This is a genomic window from Nostoc sp. FACHB-888, assembly GCF_014696655.1.
Classification (GTDB): domain Bacteria; phylum Cyanobacteriota; class Cyanobacteriia; order Cyanobacteriales; family Nostocaceae; genus Nostoc.
In genome coordinates this window covers 50,932-68,414 of record NZ_JACJQM010000014.1, presented here as the reverse complement: position 1 = coordinate 68,414, position 17,483 = coordinate 50,932, and the positions used below count along the sequence as shown (strand labels likewise).

9 protein-coding genes are annotated in these 17,483 nt (G+C 43.1%); all 9 read right to left on the bottom strand.

All coding sequences use genetic code 11. The annotated features are described in order from the left end of the window. Nucleotides 1-89: 89 nt before the first annotated feature. On the bottom strand, nt 90-1,655 hold the full coding sequence (locus H6G26_RS11490) for an MFS transporter (protein WP_190729375.1): 1,566 nt from the start codon (nt 1,653-1,655) through the stop codon (nt 90-92). A gap of 8 nt (nt 1,656-1,663) precedes the next feature. After that, the gene (locus tag H6G26_RS11485) at nt 1,664-2,890 is read right to left on the bottom strand and encodes a glycosyltransferase (protein ID WP_190729374.1); all 1,227 of its coding nucleotides are present in this window, start codon (nt 2,888-2,890) and stop codon (nt 1,664-1,666) included. Between the two features lie 184 nt (nt 2,891-3,074). Continuing rightward, nucleotides 3,075-3,995, bottom strand: a complete 921-nt coding sequence (locus tag H6G26_RS11480; protein ID WP_190729373.1) for a class I SAM-dependent methyltransferase — start codon at nt 3,993-3,995, stop codon at nt 3,075-3,077. Nucleotides 3,996-4,097: 102 nt separating this feature from the next. Beyond that, nucleotides 4,098-5,225, bottom strand: a complete 1,128-nt coding sequence (gene glf, locus H6G26_RS11475) for a UDP-galactopyranose mutase (RefSeq protein ID WP_190729372.1) — start codon at nt 5,223-5,225, stop codon at nt 4,098-4,100. 34 nt (nt 5,226-5,259) lie between these two features. Continuing rightward, nucleotides 5,260-6,435 (bottom strand): glycosyltransferase, encoded by a 1,176-nt coding sequence (locus H6G26_RS11470; RefSeq protein WP_190729371.1) that lies wholly within the window; start codon nt 6,433-6,435, stop codon nt 5,260-5,262. A 70-nt stretch (nt 6,436-6,505) separates the two neighbouring features. After that, on the bottom strand, nt 6,506-7,399 hold the full coding sequence (locus H6G26_RS11465; protein WP_190729370.1) for an SDR family NAD(P)-dependent oxidoreductase: 894 nt from the start codon (nt 7,397-7,399) through the stop codon (nt 6,506-6,508). Between the two features lie 129 nt (nt 7,400-7,528). Beyond that, a complete protein-coding gene (locus H6G26_RS11460) occupies nt 7,529-9,394 on the bottom strand; it encodes a hypothetical protein (protein ID WP_190729369.1) in 1,866 nt (621 codons plus the stop codon). A gap of 141 nt (nt 9,395-9,535) precedes the next feature. Further along, the gene (locus tag H6G26_RS11455) at nt 9,536-12,430 is read right to left on the bottom strand and encodes a type I polyketide synthase (protein WP_190729368.1); all 2,895 of its coding nucleotides are present in this window, start codon (nt 12,428-12,430) and stop codon (nt 9,536-9,538) included. A gap of 4 nt (nt 12,431-12,434) precedes the next feature. Beyond that, nucleotides 12,435-17,249 (bottom strand): type I polyketide synthase, encoded by a 4,815-nt coding sequence (locus H6G26_RS11450; protein ID WP_190729367.1) that lies wholly within the window; start codon nt 17,247-17,249, stop codon nt 12,435-12,437. Nucleotides 17,250-17,483 lie beyond the last annotated feature (234 nt).

Below are 17,483 nucleotides of genomic sequence, written 5' to 3'. Positions count from 1 at the left end.
TTTTTCGTAGCGTCCTTAACAGTCTCAAATAAACGATAAATCCTGATTTTTCAGTTTATACATAAGTCATCTTTTTTGTAAAGTATAATTCAGATGCGTTTATCCTGTTTCTTGTATTTAATAGAAAGAAAAGAATTTTTAGTGACTTGGTTAAAAGTTGGCTGAACAAACACCAGAATCAAAAATGCCCCACCGAAGAGGGCAATACTAGCTACAAGCACAGTTGCGTGTAGACCCGACACAAATGCATTACTAATCGCCTGATGCATAGCTTGGGCTGAAATGTTGATTGGCAGGTTGCTGGGGACTTTAAATCCACCATGCAAAACATCAGCGATGAGGCGATCTTGGAGATTTGAGGGGAGGCCCAAAGTAGAGAGTGATCGCGCCAAATTTGAGGCTAGCTGTTGTGTGAGAATTGTTCCTTGTATAGCAACTCCTAAGATATTGCCCAGACGATTACTAGCGTTGATTACTGCTGAGGCAATTCCCACTTTTGTGGAGGGTGCAGAACTCAGACCTACTGCTGCTAAGGGTGCGAGTGTCAAGCCGCTACCGAACCCCGAAAGAATCAGGCTCCACAAAATCACTCCATACTCTGTATTGGCATTGATTCGGATCAAGGAAAACGTAGCTATGCTTGCTAAGATCAGTCCTGTTGTGATCGTAAAGCGCCACCCGAAGCGAGAGGCAAACCACCCAGAACATATAGATGCAATTACAAAAGCTCCATTCATCGGGAGGAAGCGCAAGCCCGCCGCCGTTGCCGAGTAACCCTGCACTTGCTGCAAGAACAGGCTGAAAATAAAAAGCAAGCTGACAAGAGTGAAGAATACCAAAATTTCAACGATATTGACTACAGTAAACGTTGAATTTTGAAATAAGGATAATGGCAGCATTGGGTGGCTACTGCGGGACTCAACAAATAAAAATGCTACCAAGCTAAGTGCAGCAACCATCAGCAGCAAGACAATGAGCGGCGATCGCCACAATCCAGCATTACCCTCAGTAAGTGCATAGGTAAGTGAAGCCAGAAAGATTACACTGAGCAATAAACCAGGCAGATCAAGACGTTGCCTGTTGGGATCTTTACTTTCCCTAACAACACGCGAAGTCACCCGAAAAGCGATCGCGCCCAGTGGTAAGTTGAGAAAGAACACACTCTGCCATCCCAAAGTATCCACTAGCAGTCCGCCTAGTACTGGGCCAGCAACGAGGGCGAGTCCTGACACCGCAGCCCAAATACCAAGGGCTTTAGCTTTTTCCTTCGGTTCAGGAAACGTATCAGCGATGATCGACAGAGAACCAGGCACTAAGGCAGCAGCCCCAATTCCTTGAAGAGCTCGCCCAGCAATCAATATACTTAAACTGGGGGCGAAACCACAGATTACAGAAGCGATCGTAAAGATGACTAGTCCTGAGAGGAAGACTCGCTTACGTCCATAAATGTCTCCTAATGTTCCACTTGGCAACACTAGACTAGCCGCAGGTAGGGTGTAAGCATTAAGAATCCACTGCAATGCTGACAGACCAGAACCCAGACTTGTCTGAATCTTGGGAAGCGCCATATTCATCACAGTGTCGTCAAGATTGGCCATGAAGAGGGCGAAACACATTGCCGCCAGCGTAATTGCTTTAACACGATCTTGATTCATCGCTTTCACTACCTCTGCTGGAGTGGTTCTGCCACTGTTGTTTTATAATTACTAGCCAGAATCTTCTCCAAAATATCGGGAATTTCAAATACGGCTCTATTGTTTACCGCAGCGACATTTGCACGGTAGCGGGCAAAATTCTCGGGCTGAAGAAACTGCTCAACTGCTCGATCAATATCTCGAAAACTGGGGATAACCAGACCCACCTGCTGCTGTTGAACCCAGTCAGTGTTGTATCGTTCCTGTGGCATTGTCGCAGCACTGCGTTCCACAATCACTGGTAACTTCATTACTAGCGCCTCGGTAATGCTACCAGGGCCTGGTTTACCAATCAGAAAATCACAAAGATGCATATAGTAAGGAATGTCTTTTGTAAAGGTGGTGACAAACCTCTTTTGAAGACCTTGGCTCTCACGTAAAGCCACAGCCAGTTCCTCATTGCGTCCGCAAATAAAGATGAGTTGTAGCTTTTGTTGAAAACGCTCCAGATGCTTGGCAATTTCTAGCATGACTTTGGAGCCATTACCCCCGAATAACACAAGTCCAGTCAGACAATCTGGATCTAGACCCAACCCTTGTCTTTCCTGGCCGCGATCCCTCACAATTGGTTCATAAAAGCGAGGGTTAATTACCAGTCCCGAAGTTTTGACGATCAGCTCCTCCTTTACTCCCAAAGAACGAGCTTGCTCTACTGCTCTTCCAGTGCCGCAAGCCACATAACTTCCTGTCTCTGGTTCTATCCAAAATGCGGGCGAACAATCAGCAAAATCTGTCATAACTGTCACAAAAGGTGTGTCTGGTTTTACCCGCTGTAAACTTTCCCATACCATTTTGTTAAACAACGGCACTACAGAAACTACCATATCTGGCTGTTGCTTGCGCCAATGTTCCTCAAACATCTTCACTCCAGCATCATAATTTAGTTTGATTAGTAGTTTAATCAGAGGCATTGTTATTTGGAGAACCCATGTCCAGCCCTTTTGCATCATCTGGTTTATAAATTGATCTCCACTAGTTCCGAATAGCTTAAAGATATCCAGTGTCTTTTTTTGTTCTGTTAAGCGCTGCCCTAATTCGTCCACATCGGTTAAACTAATTTCCCAAGGTCGTTGTTGCTGCTCAATGATTGAACGTAGCGCATTATAGGTAGCGATATGCCCGCCACCACCATTTCCGATGACGATATTTATCAAAAAACTTTTTTTTGGAGATGAGGGTGATTGGATTATTTTCATAAATGTAAAAACTCTTCTTTTATGCACAACAAAACTACTTTTTATTTGGCTGCTGCGCGAATTTCTATTACAGCAGTTTTCATGTATTTGAACTATATCTGTCGTAGGAACGTAAGTCTTTACGCCCCTACCGCGTGATCTATTTACCTGAAAATAGGTTTAAACACCCAACAGTGCTGTTGAATTAAATGCTTTTGCGGAACATGACAGACATCCTAGAATGGAAACTCAGCCAGTAGCCGAAAGTAGCGTAGAAGAGGAATTTAGGAGAGGAAAACATTTTCCATAGTTTGAGCGGCTCAAAAACAACATCTACTGACCCGTCCATGAGGCTGACGTAGGTATTCCAAGCTCGAACGTTATAGCCAAACCAAGGTGTATCGTCAAATCCCCGGTCAAAGAAATCTACAACCTCCCATCCCTGAGAACGCCCTAAAGATTCCAGGGTTTCACGCGTGTATGTATGAAGATGGTAGGGAACATGCACAAAGTTATAGTCATCGGGTGAGTCGGGTCGGTTCAGGTCAAGTTTGGCTGCGTTAGGTGTACCGATGAGGATATAACCACCAGGGGATAGCAAGCTGTTTAAATTTTCTAATAAAATATAAGGATCTTCAACATGTTCAATGACATCTTGGAGGGAAATATAATCAAATGGTCTAGACTGGAGGATTGTTGGATTGCCGAAGCCATCCTTTGACCCGTAAGGGTCGTATCCGTAGGAATTGGTAAAGCCGCGTTCTTGCAAATATTGTACAAATAGACCATTAGCACCACAGCCATAATCAAGCAGGGAGTGATCTTTAGAAAATCCGTGCTTTGTCAGTCGTCCGCAGAGGTTACTATAGATAAATCGGTAGGACGATGTTAATTGAGCTTGAAAAACTGGGAATTTTGCGTAGTAATGGTCGAGATCGACGACATCTAGACAATGAATTGTCTTGCAATCGGGACATCTCCAAACTTTAAACGTCTCATCCATAAAAGCTCTGACGTTACAATTGAACGTCGAAAATGCACATTCATCATTCGGATTGACGCGATAATTGCAAATTAAACATTCAAGGCGTTGCTTGGTTGTACTAACGAGTTGTTGTTGCACCATAATCCTTCTGTGAGAAAATATTAACAATTTTTTAGGGAGAATTTTAGAGAAATTCTATGTTTTTTATCCATCACAAGCGCGATCGCATCTTTTTGACACTTTTTACATAGAATTGGCTATTTCTTTCTCAAACAAACCAAGTGCCCGAAGTACTGCGTGATCCATGTCATAGTACTTGTAATCTCCAAGTCGTCCGGCAAACAGTACTGTACCGTTGAGTTTCTCTACTTCTTTAAGGTATAAGCTCAAGCGATCGCGGCTCTCTTCATTGAGAATAGGATAATAAGGATCATTTCTCCCTGGTACATAAGCCTGGGGATATTCCATCACCAAGGTAGTTTTAGGAGAAGTTTGTCCTGATAAATACTTCTGTTCAGTGATGCGAGTGATGTCGTAATCGTTGGGGTAGTTAACTGTACCCACTTCTTGATACTGTTCTTGATCCAAAGTGTCGAATTGAAAGCGTAGACTACGATAAGGCAATTCACCATACATATAATCAAAAAAGGTGTCAATCGGCCCAGTGCAAAGTAACCGATGAAACTTAACATCTTTGATAATCTCGCGGTAATCTGCGTTTAGCAGTACCTTAATGTTGGGATGAGCAAGCATTCGCCGGAACATTTCTGTATAGCCTAGCTTAGGCATAGCCTGATAGGGGTCTTGAAAGTAACGGTCATCCCGACTGATATAAACTGGAACACGTCCCGTTACTCCGCGATCCAGATCCTCTGGTTTCATGCCCCACTGTTTGATTGTGTAATGGAGAAAAACATTTTCATAAATGTAATCAGCTAAAAAGCTAAGATCCCCACTAGCACTTTCTCGCAGTTTCAAAATGGGTACTTTTACTCCAAAACCGAAGTTTTCTAAAAGCAAATTCTCCAACTTCTCTGCATATTTCTCAGGAAAAAGTGCATAGAGAGAATTGAGATTAAAAGGGATAGGAACTTTCTTACCCTCCAAAACTCCCAGCACATGATGATAGTAATGTCTCCATTCTGTAAATTGAGAGAGATAATCCCATACTTTCTTAGACTTAGTATGAAAGATGTGAGGTCCATATTTATGAACGAGAATACCATACTCATTGTAGTAATCGTAAGCATTACCCCCGATGTGATCTCGCTGCTCTACAATCAGTACTCTCTGCCCAAGCTGAGTTGCTAGGCGTTCAGCCATTACACAGGCTGAATATCCAGCCCCTACAATCAGCCAATCAAATAGCATATTATTTCACTCCGGTTATTTTTTTCGGAACTCATCAAACTGTTGAGGATAACTGCTTATTTATCTCAATTGTTGAAGAAGGCGCAACTGAGAAGGAGTTTTCAAGAATTTGTTCCAAAATATCAACAACTTCAAATACTCCTTGATTGTTGATCGCGGCGGCGTTGGCACGGTACTGAGCTAGGGTTTCCGGTTGGATTAGCTTTGCTACAGCTTGGTTAATATCGCGGAAATTGGGGACTACAATTCCAATCTCATTTTCTGCAATCCACTCAGCCGAAGGTCGCTCTTGAAACATACTTAAGGCGTTGCAATCTGTAATTACTGGCAAGCTCATTGCCACAGCTTCGCTAACACCTACAGAGCCAGATTTACCAATGAAGAAATCCGATAGATGCATATAGTAGGGAATTTCACTAGTAAAAGTTTCAATGAACCTTGGTAAACGACTTTGTTGACCGCGCAAAGTGTTTGCTATCTCTTGATTGCGTCCACAGATAAAAATTAGTTGTAGATTCAATGACGATTTCTCTAGAGAATCGGCAATTTCTAGCATTGCTTTTGATCCCTGACTACCAAAAGTGATTAAACCTGTTGGTAAATCTGGATTTAGACCTAAGCGTTCTCTTTCAATTTTGCGATCACTATTTACCGATTCAGAAAATCGAGGATGAATTACTACTCCTGAAGTGCTGAAAATTCGCTCTTGCGTATAACCCAAATTTTTTGCTTGTTCAACTGCTCGTTGAGTAGGACAAATTAAAAATTGTCCTTGTGGATCAATCCAGAAGTTGGGTGGACAATCGGCATGATCGGTCATTACGGTTGTAAAAGGCACACTAGGCGATACTGCCTGCAAGCTTTGATTAATCAGACCGTTGATATAGGGCAATAATGAAACCACCATATCAGGTTGATGCTGCTGCCAGTATCTTTTAAAACGTCCTAGCCAAGCAAAACGAGAAAGGCGTATTTGTAATTTGAATGAGGGAACTAAGAAAGGGTCATTAATAATTTTTGCCCAGTCTTTTTTGAGTATTAGCTGATTATAAACGTAATGTGGAGCAGTCGTACCAATAATTTCTTTGAAAGCATCAACTATATGAATTTCCCAAGGTAATTGCCGCTTATCGATCACTTTTTGCAAAGCATTGGCTGTGCTGCGATGACCTGCACCTAAATCATAAATCATCAAATATATTTTTTTCATGGCTTTTCCATTGGGTTTGTATTTGGGTTCGAGACAATCTTTTTAAATTTCATATCTAAATTCAACAAGATTATCTTTCAGTAGTTTTGTCTGTTGCTGCTACCATTGATTTACTTCCACTAAATTTCAACGCAACGGGCTTTTGATTCTCGATGCGGAGTTGATTGAGCTTACCTACTCCCATCCACTGATAAACTGCGTCGCCAAATAGGGGAAAAATTTGCCATAGCCCCATTAGCAGTTTTGATAAAGTTTCTGTTGTCGGATCTTGATTGACAATCACTTCTGCTTGATTCTGCTTAATAGCGCGGATGACGGCTTTTGCGACATCATCCGGTGTAGATGCACCTGCTAACTTTGGTATAGGTACGCCAGTATCGGCAATCATTCCCTCGCCAGAAACATATCCCGGACAGATTGCAGAAATCTCCACGCCACTACTAGCTAGTTCTTGTCTGAGTGCATCAGTCCATATAAGAAAACCGGCTTTGCTAGCAGAGTAAACACTGTTGTAAGGGTTTCCCTTTTTACCAGCCAGAGAAGCAATATTAACAATGTGACCCCTGTTTTGGGCTAACAGCGTTGGTAGTACCAAACGACTTAATTCCATCCCCGACAGCAAGTTAATTGTTAATATTGACTGTAACTCCGCAGTTGAATAATCTTGAAATTTCTTGTATATCTCTATACCTGCGTTGTTAATCAAAATGTCAATTGGCCCTGCAAGCTGATTGATTTGCTGAATGAGGTTTGGCAGATCCTCAACCTTGCTGAGGTCATATTTAATACCTAACCAGCGACCTCCTAAAGCTTTGACTTCGGCAGATACTTGATCTAGTGCCTCTTGCGATCGCGAAACACCAACTATAGTCGCTTTTTCTTTTGCCAAAGCACGAGCAATAAAGACTCCTATCCCGCGTGAGGCTCCTGTCAAAAGTACTGTTTGACCTGCAATAATTGACATGATTGCTTAACATCCTCTTTCATCAGTACCAACCTATTAGTCCGCCAAGTCAACAATGCTTAAGTAAACCAAGTTTTAGAATCTTTCTCTCTTTTTCTCTGTGCCTCTGTGGTTCGTTAACCCCACTCACTAGGAAGTAGCAACGCTCTCTTTGAGAGAAGGGAAATGCTTACCACCCAGTTCAATTTGTTCCTCTTCAACTCCAGTTTTGATTCTGGCGAGTAAATATTTCCAGTCAGAGGCGATGATATTTGTGCCATGATCTGGTTCTATCAAACTAGCTAAGGCAATATTGCTGCCATATTTATTCACTAGATTGTATATACCTAAGAAATTAAAAACTCCTGATTCATAAGTTCCACAAGGAACCGAGGGATTTTGAACTCCAGTGCAGTATTCATGGGGTTGCAACCATTCTTTTGAAGGATATCCGTGGAAATGAATCATTGGCATCCCATTTTCAATTAACTCTGGTGCGTATAAAGCAGCAGCCAGTGCGATCGCCACCATGACATAGATATCGTAAGAGGGTTTGATATCGCCGACTACAGAATCAAGTCCTTTTGGTAACTGGAGTAATAACCTATCTTGTAATCCAACTCTAAACACGTCTGTTTTTAAATTCAGGTTTGTTTTATTTGAGCCTGAACGAGAACTAGCAAGCCAGATATCTGGGATTTGTTTAAATACGTATTTTTCGGCAATCTTAGTTTTGATATACCTTCTACCAATTTCATTTTGACGCAGTTCATCACGGCTGAATCCTGCGATCGTTGATAAGGTGTCCCACTCCCTCTCGGATATTTCTACAGCACCGATATATTGTGGCGGTTCGGCGTATGCAACAAAACCGTAAGAAACTCCGGTTCTGCCATTTATCATCCAGTCCACAATATCTCGATGAGACTTTCTTTTCATTACATCGTTAATTTTAAAACCAGAAGGTAGTAAATCTGTTGATGCTAATTCTTTACCCAATTTGACTAATTGACCTGCATAGGTAGATGCTTTCGCGTCATATTCACCAATTTCAAATCGACTTAAAGGTAATGGTTGAATTGGTACAAAGATTTTAGGAATTAAAGATTTAGAAACGAACTCATCAAGCAACTCTGTAGAAAATACTGAGTCTGAGAGGTTCATGTTTAAGATAGAGATATTGGTGTTATCAACCCCAATCACAATTTCCGAAAAGTTCTTGATGAGGGTATTTACACCAATTGGAATTTTTTGCTGATAAGGTATTTTTGGATCTACTAGCTTTGGATTCAGTTTTGTTAAAACGATCGCTTGAGTATTTGTTGGGTCTTCAAGTGGTTGAACACTCTCTTCAGCCCAACTAATAAATTGCATGATTTTAGAAGCAGATATCGGGCTATTGTTGAAAACAAAACGAGAATATAATCGATATAGTACTTCTGCTACAAATATCTTTGCTTTGCCAAATAAAGAAGGATGTTTTTCAACATCTACGACAGCATTGACACCTGATTTAACTACCCTTGTGGTAATATTATTTTTCCAATTAATCAAAGGAATAGTAATTTCGTAGTTAAACTCTTTAGTTGCTTCTTCCCAAGATAATATCTGAACTCCGTTCTCTTGCAGTTTATGTTCTAGCTCTTTCCTAAACTGTAAAACTGTTTCTTCTTTGTAACCATTAGGTAAAGGTCTAAAGGTAACTTTTAACTTATTTGCCATCAGCTTTGGATCGATGACAGGAGGGATAAAGCCTGTAATTTTACGACAATAACCACCAATCAAACGGCCAATTGTTTGTAAGCTCAGGTCTTGAGCTTTAGTTGTAGAACTATCACTAACGGCATCGTTAGTTTTTTGCAGAAAGGCAAGGATTTCTGTTTTGCGTTGAGCTAATTCTGTGCGGATTTCTGCTGTTAGTAATCCTTTCGGAGAATTAATCTTGAGTTTATCATTATCAGCCCACAACTGAACGCCTTGATGATTAAGATTTTCCAAAAGTTCTGATACGTTCATAGATTCACCATTTTTGTTGTTATGTAAACAGAATTCAGGGGTCAGGAGTCAGAATGGATTATGTATGAATAGGCTTGGGTAAAAGGCAATTTTTTGAATGAACCGCAAAGGACGAAAGGGGGAAATAAAGAAAGGTTTAACTTAAATTTCAAATGTTTCTGATTCAGAAGCTTCTACTTCTTTGGCTAGATGCTGTGAAAGTGCCTCTATAGTGGGATAATGCACCAAGAGAAGTGGAGACATATCAAGTCCGAGGAATTGTTTTCCAGTACTGGCGATCGCGATCGCTAGCACGGAATCTAAGCCGTAACTGTCAAAAGGTAGCCGGACATTAATTTCATCGGGTTTGACTCCCAGTTCTTGGGCAATTTGGTTAACTAACCAAGCTTGAATATCTTCTGCTGTCAGAGACTTGAGACTGAGTTGCTGCAATGTTATGTTAGTTTCCTCCTGAGTTTCGGTCTGTTGGTGTTGCTTTTCTAATAGCTCAAGCAGTCTCGGCAGCAAATTCAACTCTGCTTGTGAAAGTTCTGCGGTCATTTCTAACTGCTTGACTAATTGCTTGAAGTCTGAATTATTAACAGATTTATTCGGGGAGACGCTCTCAACTTTCTCGTGCCCATTACGATTAGCTCCAAACCAGTGGCGCTTTCGCTGCCAGGGATAGGTTGGTAATTGCAGACGTTGACGCGAGTAATCTAGGTCAAAAGCTAACCAGTCTACTTTTGCCCCATGTACATATAAAGTCCCCAAACTTTCTAGTAGTTGTTGCCAATCTTGTTTTTCTGGATGCAGACTAGGAAGCGAAACTTTTTGATTCTTAGATAAGCGATCGCTACCTATTTCTACAAATATTTCGTACCCCTGTTGAGCTAAAATATCTACGCTAGCTGCATTTACGGGTTTTCGTACTTGCTCAGACCAATACTGAGGGGTAGCTATTTCATCAGTTAGATGAGAAACTACGGGAATTCGTGGTTGAGAGTAGGTTACTTCCTTAGCGATTTGTTCAAACTCGTCTACTTGGGACTTGACAACCAACTTTAAGGCATCTTCCAAGCTGAAAACTCCAGCTACACAGGCAGCAACATATTCTCCAACATCCTTACCCATAACTGTGGTAGGTTGTATACCCCAGGATTTCCATAACTGGAAAAGGGCATACTCTAGGGAGAAAAGGACAGAGAGGGTGGGGGAAGATTGAGAGAAAAGTAGCTCTAGTAATGGTTGCTCTAAGTAAGGACGCAGAATTTTATCGCAATGGTCGAGGACAGCACGGAAGGTAGGTTGAGTTTCGTAGAGTTTACGCCCTATTCCTAGATGCTGGTAGCTCAAGCCTGTGAAAATGAAGGCTATTTTAGGAGAACCTGTGACCTTTCCTTTAAATAATCCTGCTACTTCTTGCCCAGCGCGGAAGGCGGCTAGCTTTTCATAAAGTTTGGCTGATGAAGATGCTACCACACTTAACCGATGCTGAAAGTGCGATCGCCCGCTATTGGTACTAAAGCAGATATCTCCTAAAGCTAAGTCTGGATTAACAGCCAAGTGCTTCTCATACCGTTCGGCTAACTGGATTAGAGCTTCGTCTGTCTTCGCTGATAGTGCTAGTAAATGTAGGGGGCGTTCTATTGACCTTGGCGCTACTTCTGAAATTGGAGCCTCTTCCAAAATCACATGAGCGTTAGTGCCGCTAAAGCCAAAGGTATTAACTCCCGCCAATCGGCTCTTTGCTCCTACATTCCAGGGCATCCGCTCAGTCGGAACTTTTAGCCTGAATTCATTCCATTTAATGTTAGGATTAGGCTGCTGAAAATGCAGATGCGGTGGGATTTCTCCATGTTGCAGAGCCAGCACCACTTTAATTAAACTGGCAATCCCAGAAGCGGGTTCTAAGTGACCAATGTTGGTTTTTACTGAACCAATAACTAAAGGTTGATCTTGAGGACGATTCTTACCAAATATTGCCCCCAAAGCTGCCACCTCAATCGGTTCTCCAACTGATGTGCCAGTACCCTGAACTTCTACATAGTCAATCTGGGCTGAGTCTACGCCACTATTTTCTAAAGCTTGGCGAATGGTAGCTTGCTGAGACATCCCATTAGGAGCAATCAAGCTACTACTACGCCCATTGTGGTTAACCGCAGAACCCCGAATCAAGGCTAAGATATTGTCTCCGTCAGCCAAAGCATCTTTGAGACGCTTGAGGACGACGACACCACACCCTTCTCCTTTCACAAAGCCATTCGCAGCAGCATCGAAGGTTTGGCAGCAACCGTTAGGATTTAACATCCGTGACTTAGAGAGAGCAATGCTGGTGTCTGGGACGAGATTCAAACCAACTCCGCCAGCTAGGGCTAAATTGCATTCTCCCAGCCGCAAACTTTGACAAGCCAAATGCACTGAAACTAATGAAGAAGAACAAGAAGTATCGATCGCCATACTCGGGCCTTTTAGCCCTAAAATATACGACAAGCGCCCAGCCGCTACGCTCAAGGAGTTACCGATCGCACTAAAAGCGTCGATTTGGGTTGAGTCTCCTACTGACGACATTACCTTGCTGTAATCATTGAGGTAAATGCCGATAAATACTCCTGTAGAACTGTTATACAAATGCTCTGGTGCTTGAGTTGCATTTTCTAAAGCCTCCCAACCAACTTCTAGTAACAGCCGTTGTTGAGGATCTATACTTGCTGCTTCTCTAGCTGAAATCCCAAAAAATTCTGGGTTAAAGCCATCTACCTGAGCCAAAAAACCGCCTTTACGGGTACACACCTTGCCAGGAGCATCAGGATCTGGGTCATAGAATTTTTCAATATCCCAGCGATCGGCAGGAACTTCAGTAATGGCATCAACTCCGTTACGTAACAGTTGCCAGAAAGCCTCTGGATTTTCAGCACCGGGAAATCGGCAACCCATGCCAATGATGGCAATTGGTTCTCGTTTGGCATACTCCAACTGGTTAACTTTGGCTTCCAGGTCTTCAATCGCCCGAAGTGCCCGCTTGATGGGTGATACACTATTTTCTTGTTCTGACATCTCTTCAGTACCTCATGCTATTTAATTTACCAAGCAGCAGTTCTTCCGCTTCGCTGTCTGATAAATCGTCTAAATATGAATCAGTTACAACTTGCTCCTCATGGTTGGTTTCTTGTGACTCGACAGCAGATTCATCAGAAATTAAAGATGCGTTAGCGTTCGCGTAGCGTTCCGCAGGAAAGCTTACCGTTGGCGAAGCCTCTCGTAGAGAAGGTATCGCATCTTTAAGTAGGTAATCGACAAGTGCTTCGATTGTGGGATAGTCAAAAACTAAAGTTGAAGGTAGAGAACAACTCAGAGTGCTTTCCAAACAGTTTTTCAACTCCACCGCCATCAGAGAATCCATGCCGAGATCAAGAAAACCTTGTTGCGGATCTAATTCCGATGCATCAATCCCTAAAAGCTTAACAAGTTCAGTTTGGATGTGAGCAATTAAAAGAGTTTGCCGCTCGTTTACAGGGGTTGCCTCTAACTGTTGTAAAAATTGTGTTCGCTGGAACGATGGTTTTTTATCTATTGCAATGAAAGATTCCAGAAATGGTGAAACCACACCTTCAGGAAATTGTTCGCAGAACTTAGACCAGTTAACTGGCAATACTCCTACCTGGCTTCTATCCTGTCCTAGCAAATTTCCTAATATCTGCAATCCCTGTTCTAGTGGTATTGATTCCATCCCTTGAGCAGCTAATCTCGCTTGGTCGCGGTTTCCCAGACTTGTAGCCATGCCAGCATCTTTCCAGAGTCCCCAGTTGATGCTTAATCCTGGCAGTCCCGATGCTCGGCGATAATCGGTTAACGCATCCATGAAAGCATTAGCGGCTGCATAATTTCCTTGACCTAGCGAACCTAATAACGCCGCAGCCGAGGAAAATGTGACAAAGAAATCCAGTTGTAACTGCTGGCTCAATGTGTGCAGAATCCAAGTTCCTTTAACCTTTGCTGCCATAACTTGCTCGAAGGACTTCCACTCCTGCTGTCGAAGGATGCCATCGTGGAGCATACCAGCAGCGTGGATAATTCCTCCCAGAGGCGGCATTGAGGTTTTAATTTCCTCGAATACTCTAACCATATCGCTCCAGTGGGCAACATCAGCTTGAGCGATCGCTACCTTAGCTCCCAGATTTTCCATCTGAGCGATCGCTTGGAGTACTTCAGCTGATGCCTGTTTGCGCCCAGTCAGCATTAAGTGCCGCGCCCCTTGCTCTACCATCCACTGTGCTACTTTTAGACCTAATGCTCCCAACCCTCCAGTAATTAGATATGTGCTATCCGATTGCAGAGATATTGAGCGAGCCTCTGGTACTTCGCTGCGGATGAGACGAGCCACATAACGCCGTCCTTCTCGGAAGGCGATTTGGTTTTCCCCTTGAGAATCCCAAATCTCTGCTAACAGATTTACTGCTTCATCTGTGGGAGCATCAGCAGCCAAATCTAGTAATCCTCCCCACAACTTGGGATGCTCTAAAGCAATAACTTTACCCAATCCCCATAAAGAAGCCTGGGCTGGTGCTTGCAATGAAGATACTGCTGGTACTGCTCCTCTAGTTACTAACCACAAACGGGGTGAGGCGAGGCGGTCGGCAAGAGCTTGCACTAGATGCAAGGTACTGGCACAACCAAGAACCTGAATCTTTTCTATTAAAGGGACGGTTAATTCTGAAGTCAATCCTGCTTCTAAACTCCACAGGTGAACAACTCCTTTTAACGGTAACTTGTCAGTTCCCACTACCTCTTGGAAAAGCCGCTCAAAATCGGCTGGATTCGATGGGTTAACACTCCAAGTTCCAGGCTGTTTAACTTCATAGCTGTTCCCAGGATAGACCAGAAAACAACTTTCACCCTGCTTTTGTAAAAGATGCGCTAGAGCTTGTCCAACACCCCGTTTGTCAGCTAAAATCAGCCAGCTACCAGGTTCTTGATCGCTGATTTGTGTCAACTGACGGGGCTTGGGCTGCCAACTAACTTCGTAGAGCCAATCTTTGTAAGATGCTGCTGTTAGTTGTTGCTGATGTTGCTTGGCTAATATTTCTAGCAGCTTAGGCAGTACTTTAATTTCTTCTTGGGAGAATTGTGTTGCAGTTTGTAAGTATTTGGCTAGTTCTTGAGTCTCCCCTTGATGTAAGAGATTGAAGATTTGAGTCTGAATACAATCTTGGGATAAAGACTCTGTTTTTGAATGCCCATTCTTAACTGCTTCAAACCAATAGCGCTGGCGTTGAAATGGATAATTTGGTAAAACAACTCGACGACGGGCATAGTCTCGATCAAAACCATTCCAGTCTACGATCGCACCACTAATGTACAATGCTGCTAAACTGTCAAGGATTTGTTGCCAATCATCACGCCCAGTCCGCAGGCTAGGTAGCCAAGTTCCCTCTCCCTCCGGTAAGCAATAACGACCCATTCCCATTAGTATAGGCTTGGGGCCAATCTCGACAAATATTTTGTAGCCCCTCTGATACAGAGCCTCCATGCTGTCTGCAAATCTTACTGCCTGCCGCACATGATTGCACCAATACTCAGGGGTAGCCATTTCATCTGTAATTGGTTGACCAGTGAGATTGGAAATTAGGCTAATTTTAGGTGAAGAGTAGGTAACATTTTTGGCTACTTGCTCAAACTCACCTAGCATTGGTTCCATTAAGGGAGAGTGGAAAGCATGAGAAACTTGTAACTTTTTCGTCGTGATTCCTTGTGTCCGCAGAATGTTGGTAACTGTTTCTATAACGTGGCGATCGCCAGAAATTACTATATTCTTAGGGCCATTAATAGCAGCAATGGCAACTTGGGCATAAGGTTCAATAATTGAGGTTACTAAAGCTTCCGACGCAATTACCGCCACCATCTCACCATCTTGGGGCAATGCTTGCATGAGACGAGCGCGTTCGGCAATTAACTTTAGACCATCTTCTAAACTAAATATCCCGGCAATACAAGCAGCTGCATATTCACCTACGCTATGCCCCATCACTGCATCTGGTTTGATTCCCCAGGATTCCCATAACTGAAATAGAGCATATTCCAGAGCAAACAAGGCTGGTTGAGTGTAAGCTGTTTCATCTAAAAGCGAAGATTTGCCTGCTTCGGGATAAAGAATCTCAACTAAAGGTTGCTTAAGATATGGATGCAGAATTTGGGCGCATTTGTCAATAGCTTCCCGAAAAATTGGTTGGGTATCGTAGAGTTGACGACCCATACCTACATACTGCGATCCCTGACCGGTGAATAAAAATGCAAGCTTCGGCAATTTCTTTTTCTTTAATTGCCCACTCCTAAGACCGGAAGTATCTTCTCCAGCGCCAAAAGCACTCAATTGCTGACAAATTTCTACAGCAGATTCACCAACAACAGCCAAGCGATGCTCAAAATGCGATCGCCCCGTATTTCCACTGAAGCAGATATCCGCCAACGATACTTCTGGATAAGACGCAAAGAAATCTTGATACTCTTGTGCTAGTTCCGCTAGAGCCGGAGCAGTTTTCGCCGATAGGGTCAGAATGTGCTGGGGACGTTCAACTTCACTCGTGACTGGGGTTGGGAGCGGTGCTTCTTCTAAAATTATGTGGCAATTGGTGCCACCGAAACTAAAAGCACTGACCCCTGCCAAGCGACTTCCAGAGGAAGACCAAGGCTGACGCTCAACTGGAATGGCAAAGGGTGTGCCTTCCAGAGAAATATAAGGATTAAGCTGCTTGAGGTGCAGATGGGGGGCGATTTCCCGTTGCTGCATTTGTAACACCACCTTGATCAGGCCAGCCATGCCAGCAGCACCTTCCAAATGACCAATGTTGGTTTTAACTGAGCCAATCCAACAGGGTTGCTCTGGAGAACGACCTTCCATCAGTACAGCTTTGAGGGATTTGACTTCAATGGGATCTCCTAAAGAAGTGCCAGTCCCGTGAGCTTCTACATAGCTAATCTGTGCTGGGGCGACTCCAGCCTGTTCTAGGGCTTGGCGAATAACTGCTTGCTGGGAAGGCCCATTGGGGGCTGTCAGTCCATTACTCGTACCATCTTGGTTAACTGCCGAGCCTCTGATTAGCGCCAAAATGTTGTCTCCATCACGGAGAGCATCTTCTAGACGCTTAAGTACGACTACGCCGCAACCTTCTCCTCTGCTATAACCATCAGCACTAGCGTCAAAAGTCTTACAACGCCCGTCAGGAGCCATCATCTGAGCTTGGGAGCAAGAAATTGCAGGCTCTGGAGCTAACATCAAGTTAACTCCTCCAGCTAGGCAGAGATTAGACTCTCCGTTTCGCAAACTTTGGCAAGCTAAATGAATTGCTACTAATGATGAAGAACAAGCCGTATCTATAGCTATACTGGGGCCACGCAGATTCAGCAAGTAGGATAGACGATTGGCGGCAATGCAAGGGGTAGTCCCTGTAGCACTATATGCACCGATTTGGGAAGAGTCTTTGTAGATCAGTTTGTGGTAGTCAGCGTTGGTAAGACCGATGAACACCCCTGTTTGGCTACCTGCTAAAGTTGTTGGTACAAGTCCAGTATTTTCTAAAGCTTCCCAAGCTACTTCTAAGACTAATCTTTGCTGGGGGTCTAAATGTTCTGCCTCGCGGGCAGAGATTCCAAAAAAGTTGGGATCAAACAAATCTACCTGATCTAAAAAACCGCCCGAACGGGAGTTCATTTTTCCTGGTGTCGCTGGCTTAGATTCATAAAAGGCGTTTATATCCCATCGTTCTGGTGGTACTGGTGCGATCGCATCTACTCCATCACGCAAGAGATGCCAAAATGATTCAGGATTTTTAGCTTTGGGAAAACAGCAACCAATGCCAACAATTGCTATGGCTTCCATCAAAATATTATGCCTCTTTTTAACTAATTACTAATTCGTAGTTAAGAATTTAATTACGAATTGCGAATTAGGGATTTCCAAGAAATAAATTACCCAAATAAACCAGGGCGAACGCACGGTATTTCTGAAACCCTTGCTAGATAAGGATCTTAACGAAAAAATAGGCTAAATTTAAAAACGCTCAAACCCTTACTATTAAAGGATTTTTATACTTTAGATGCGTTTGCCCTACCA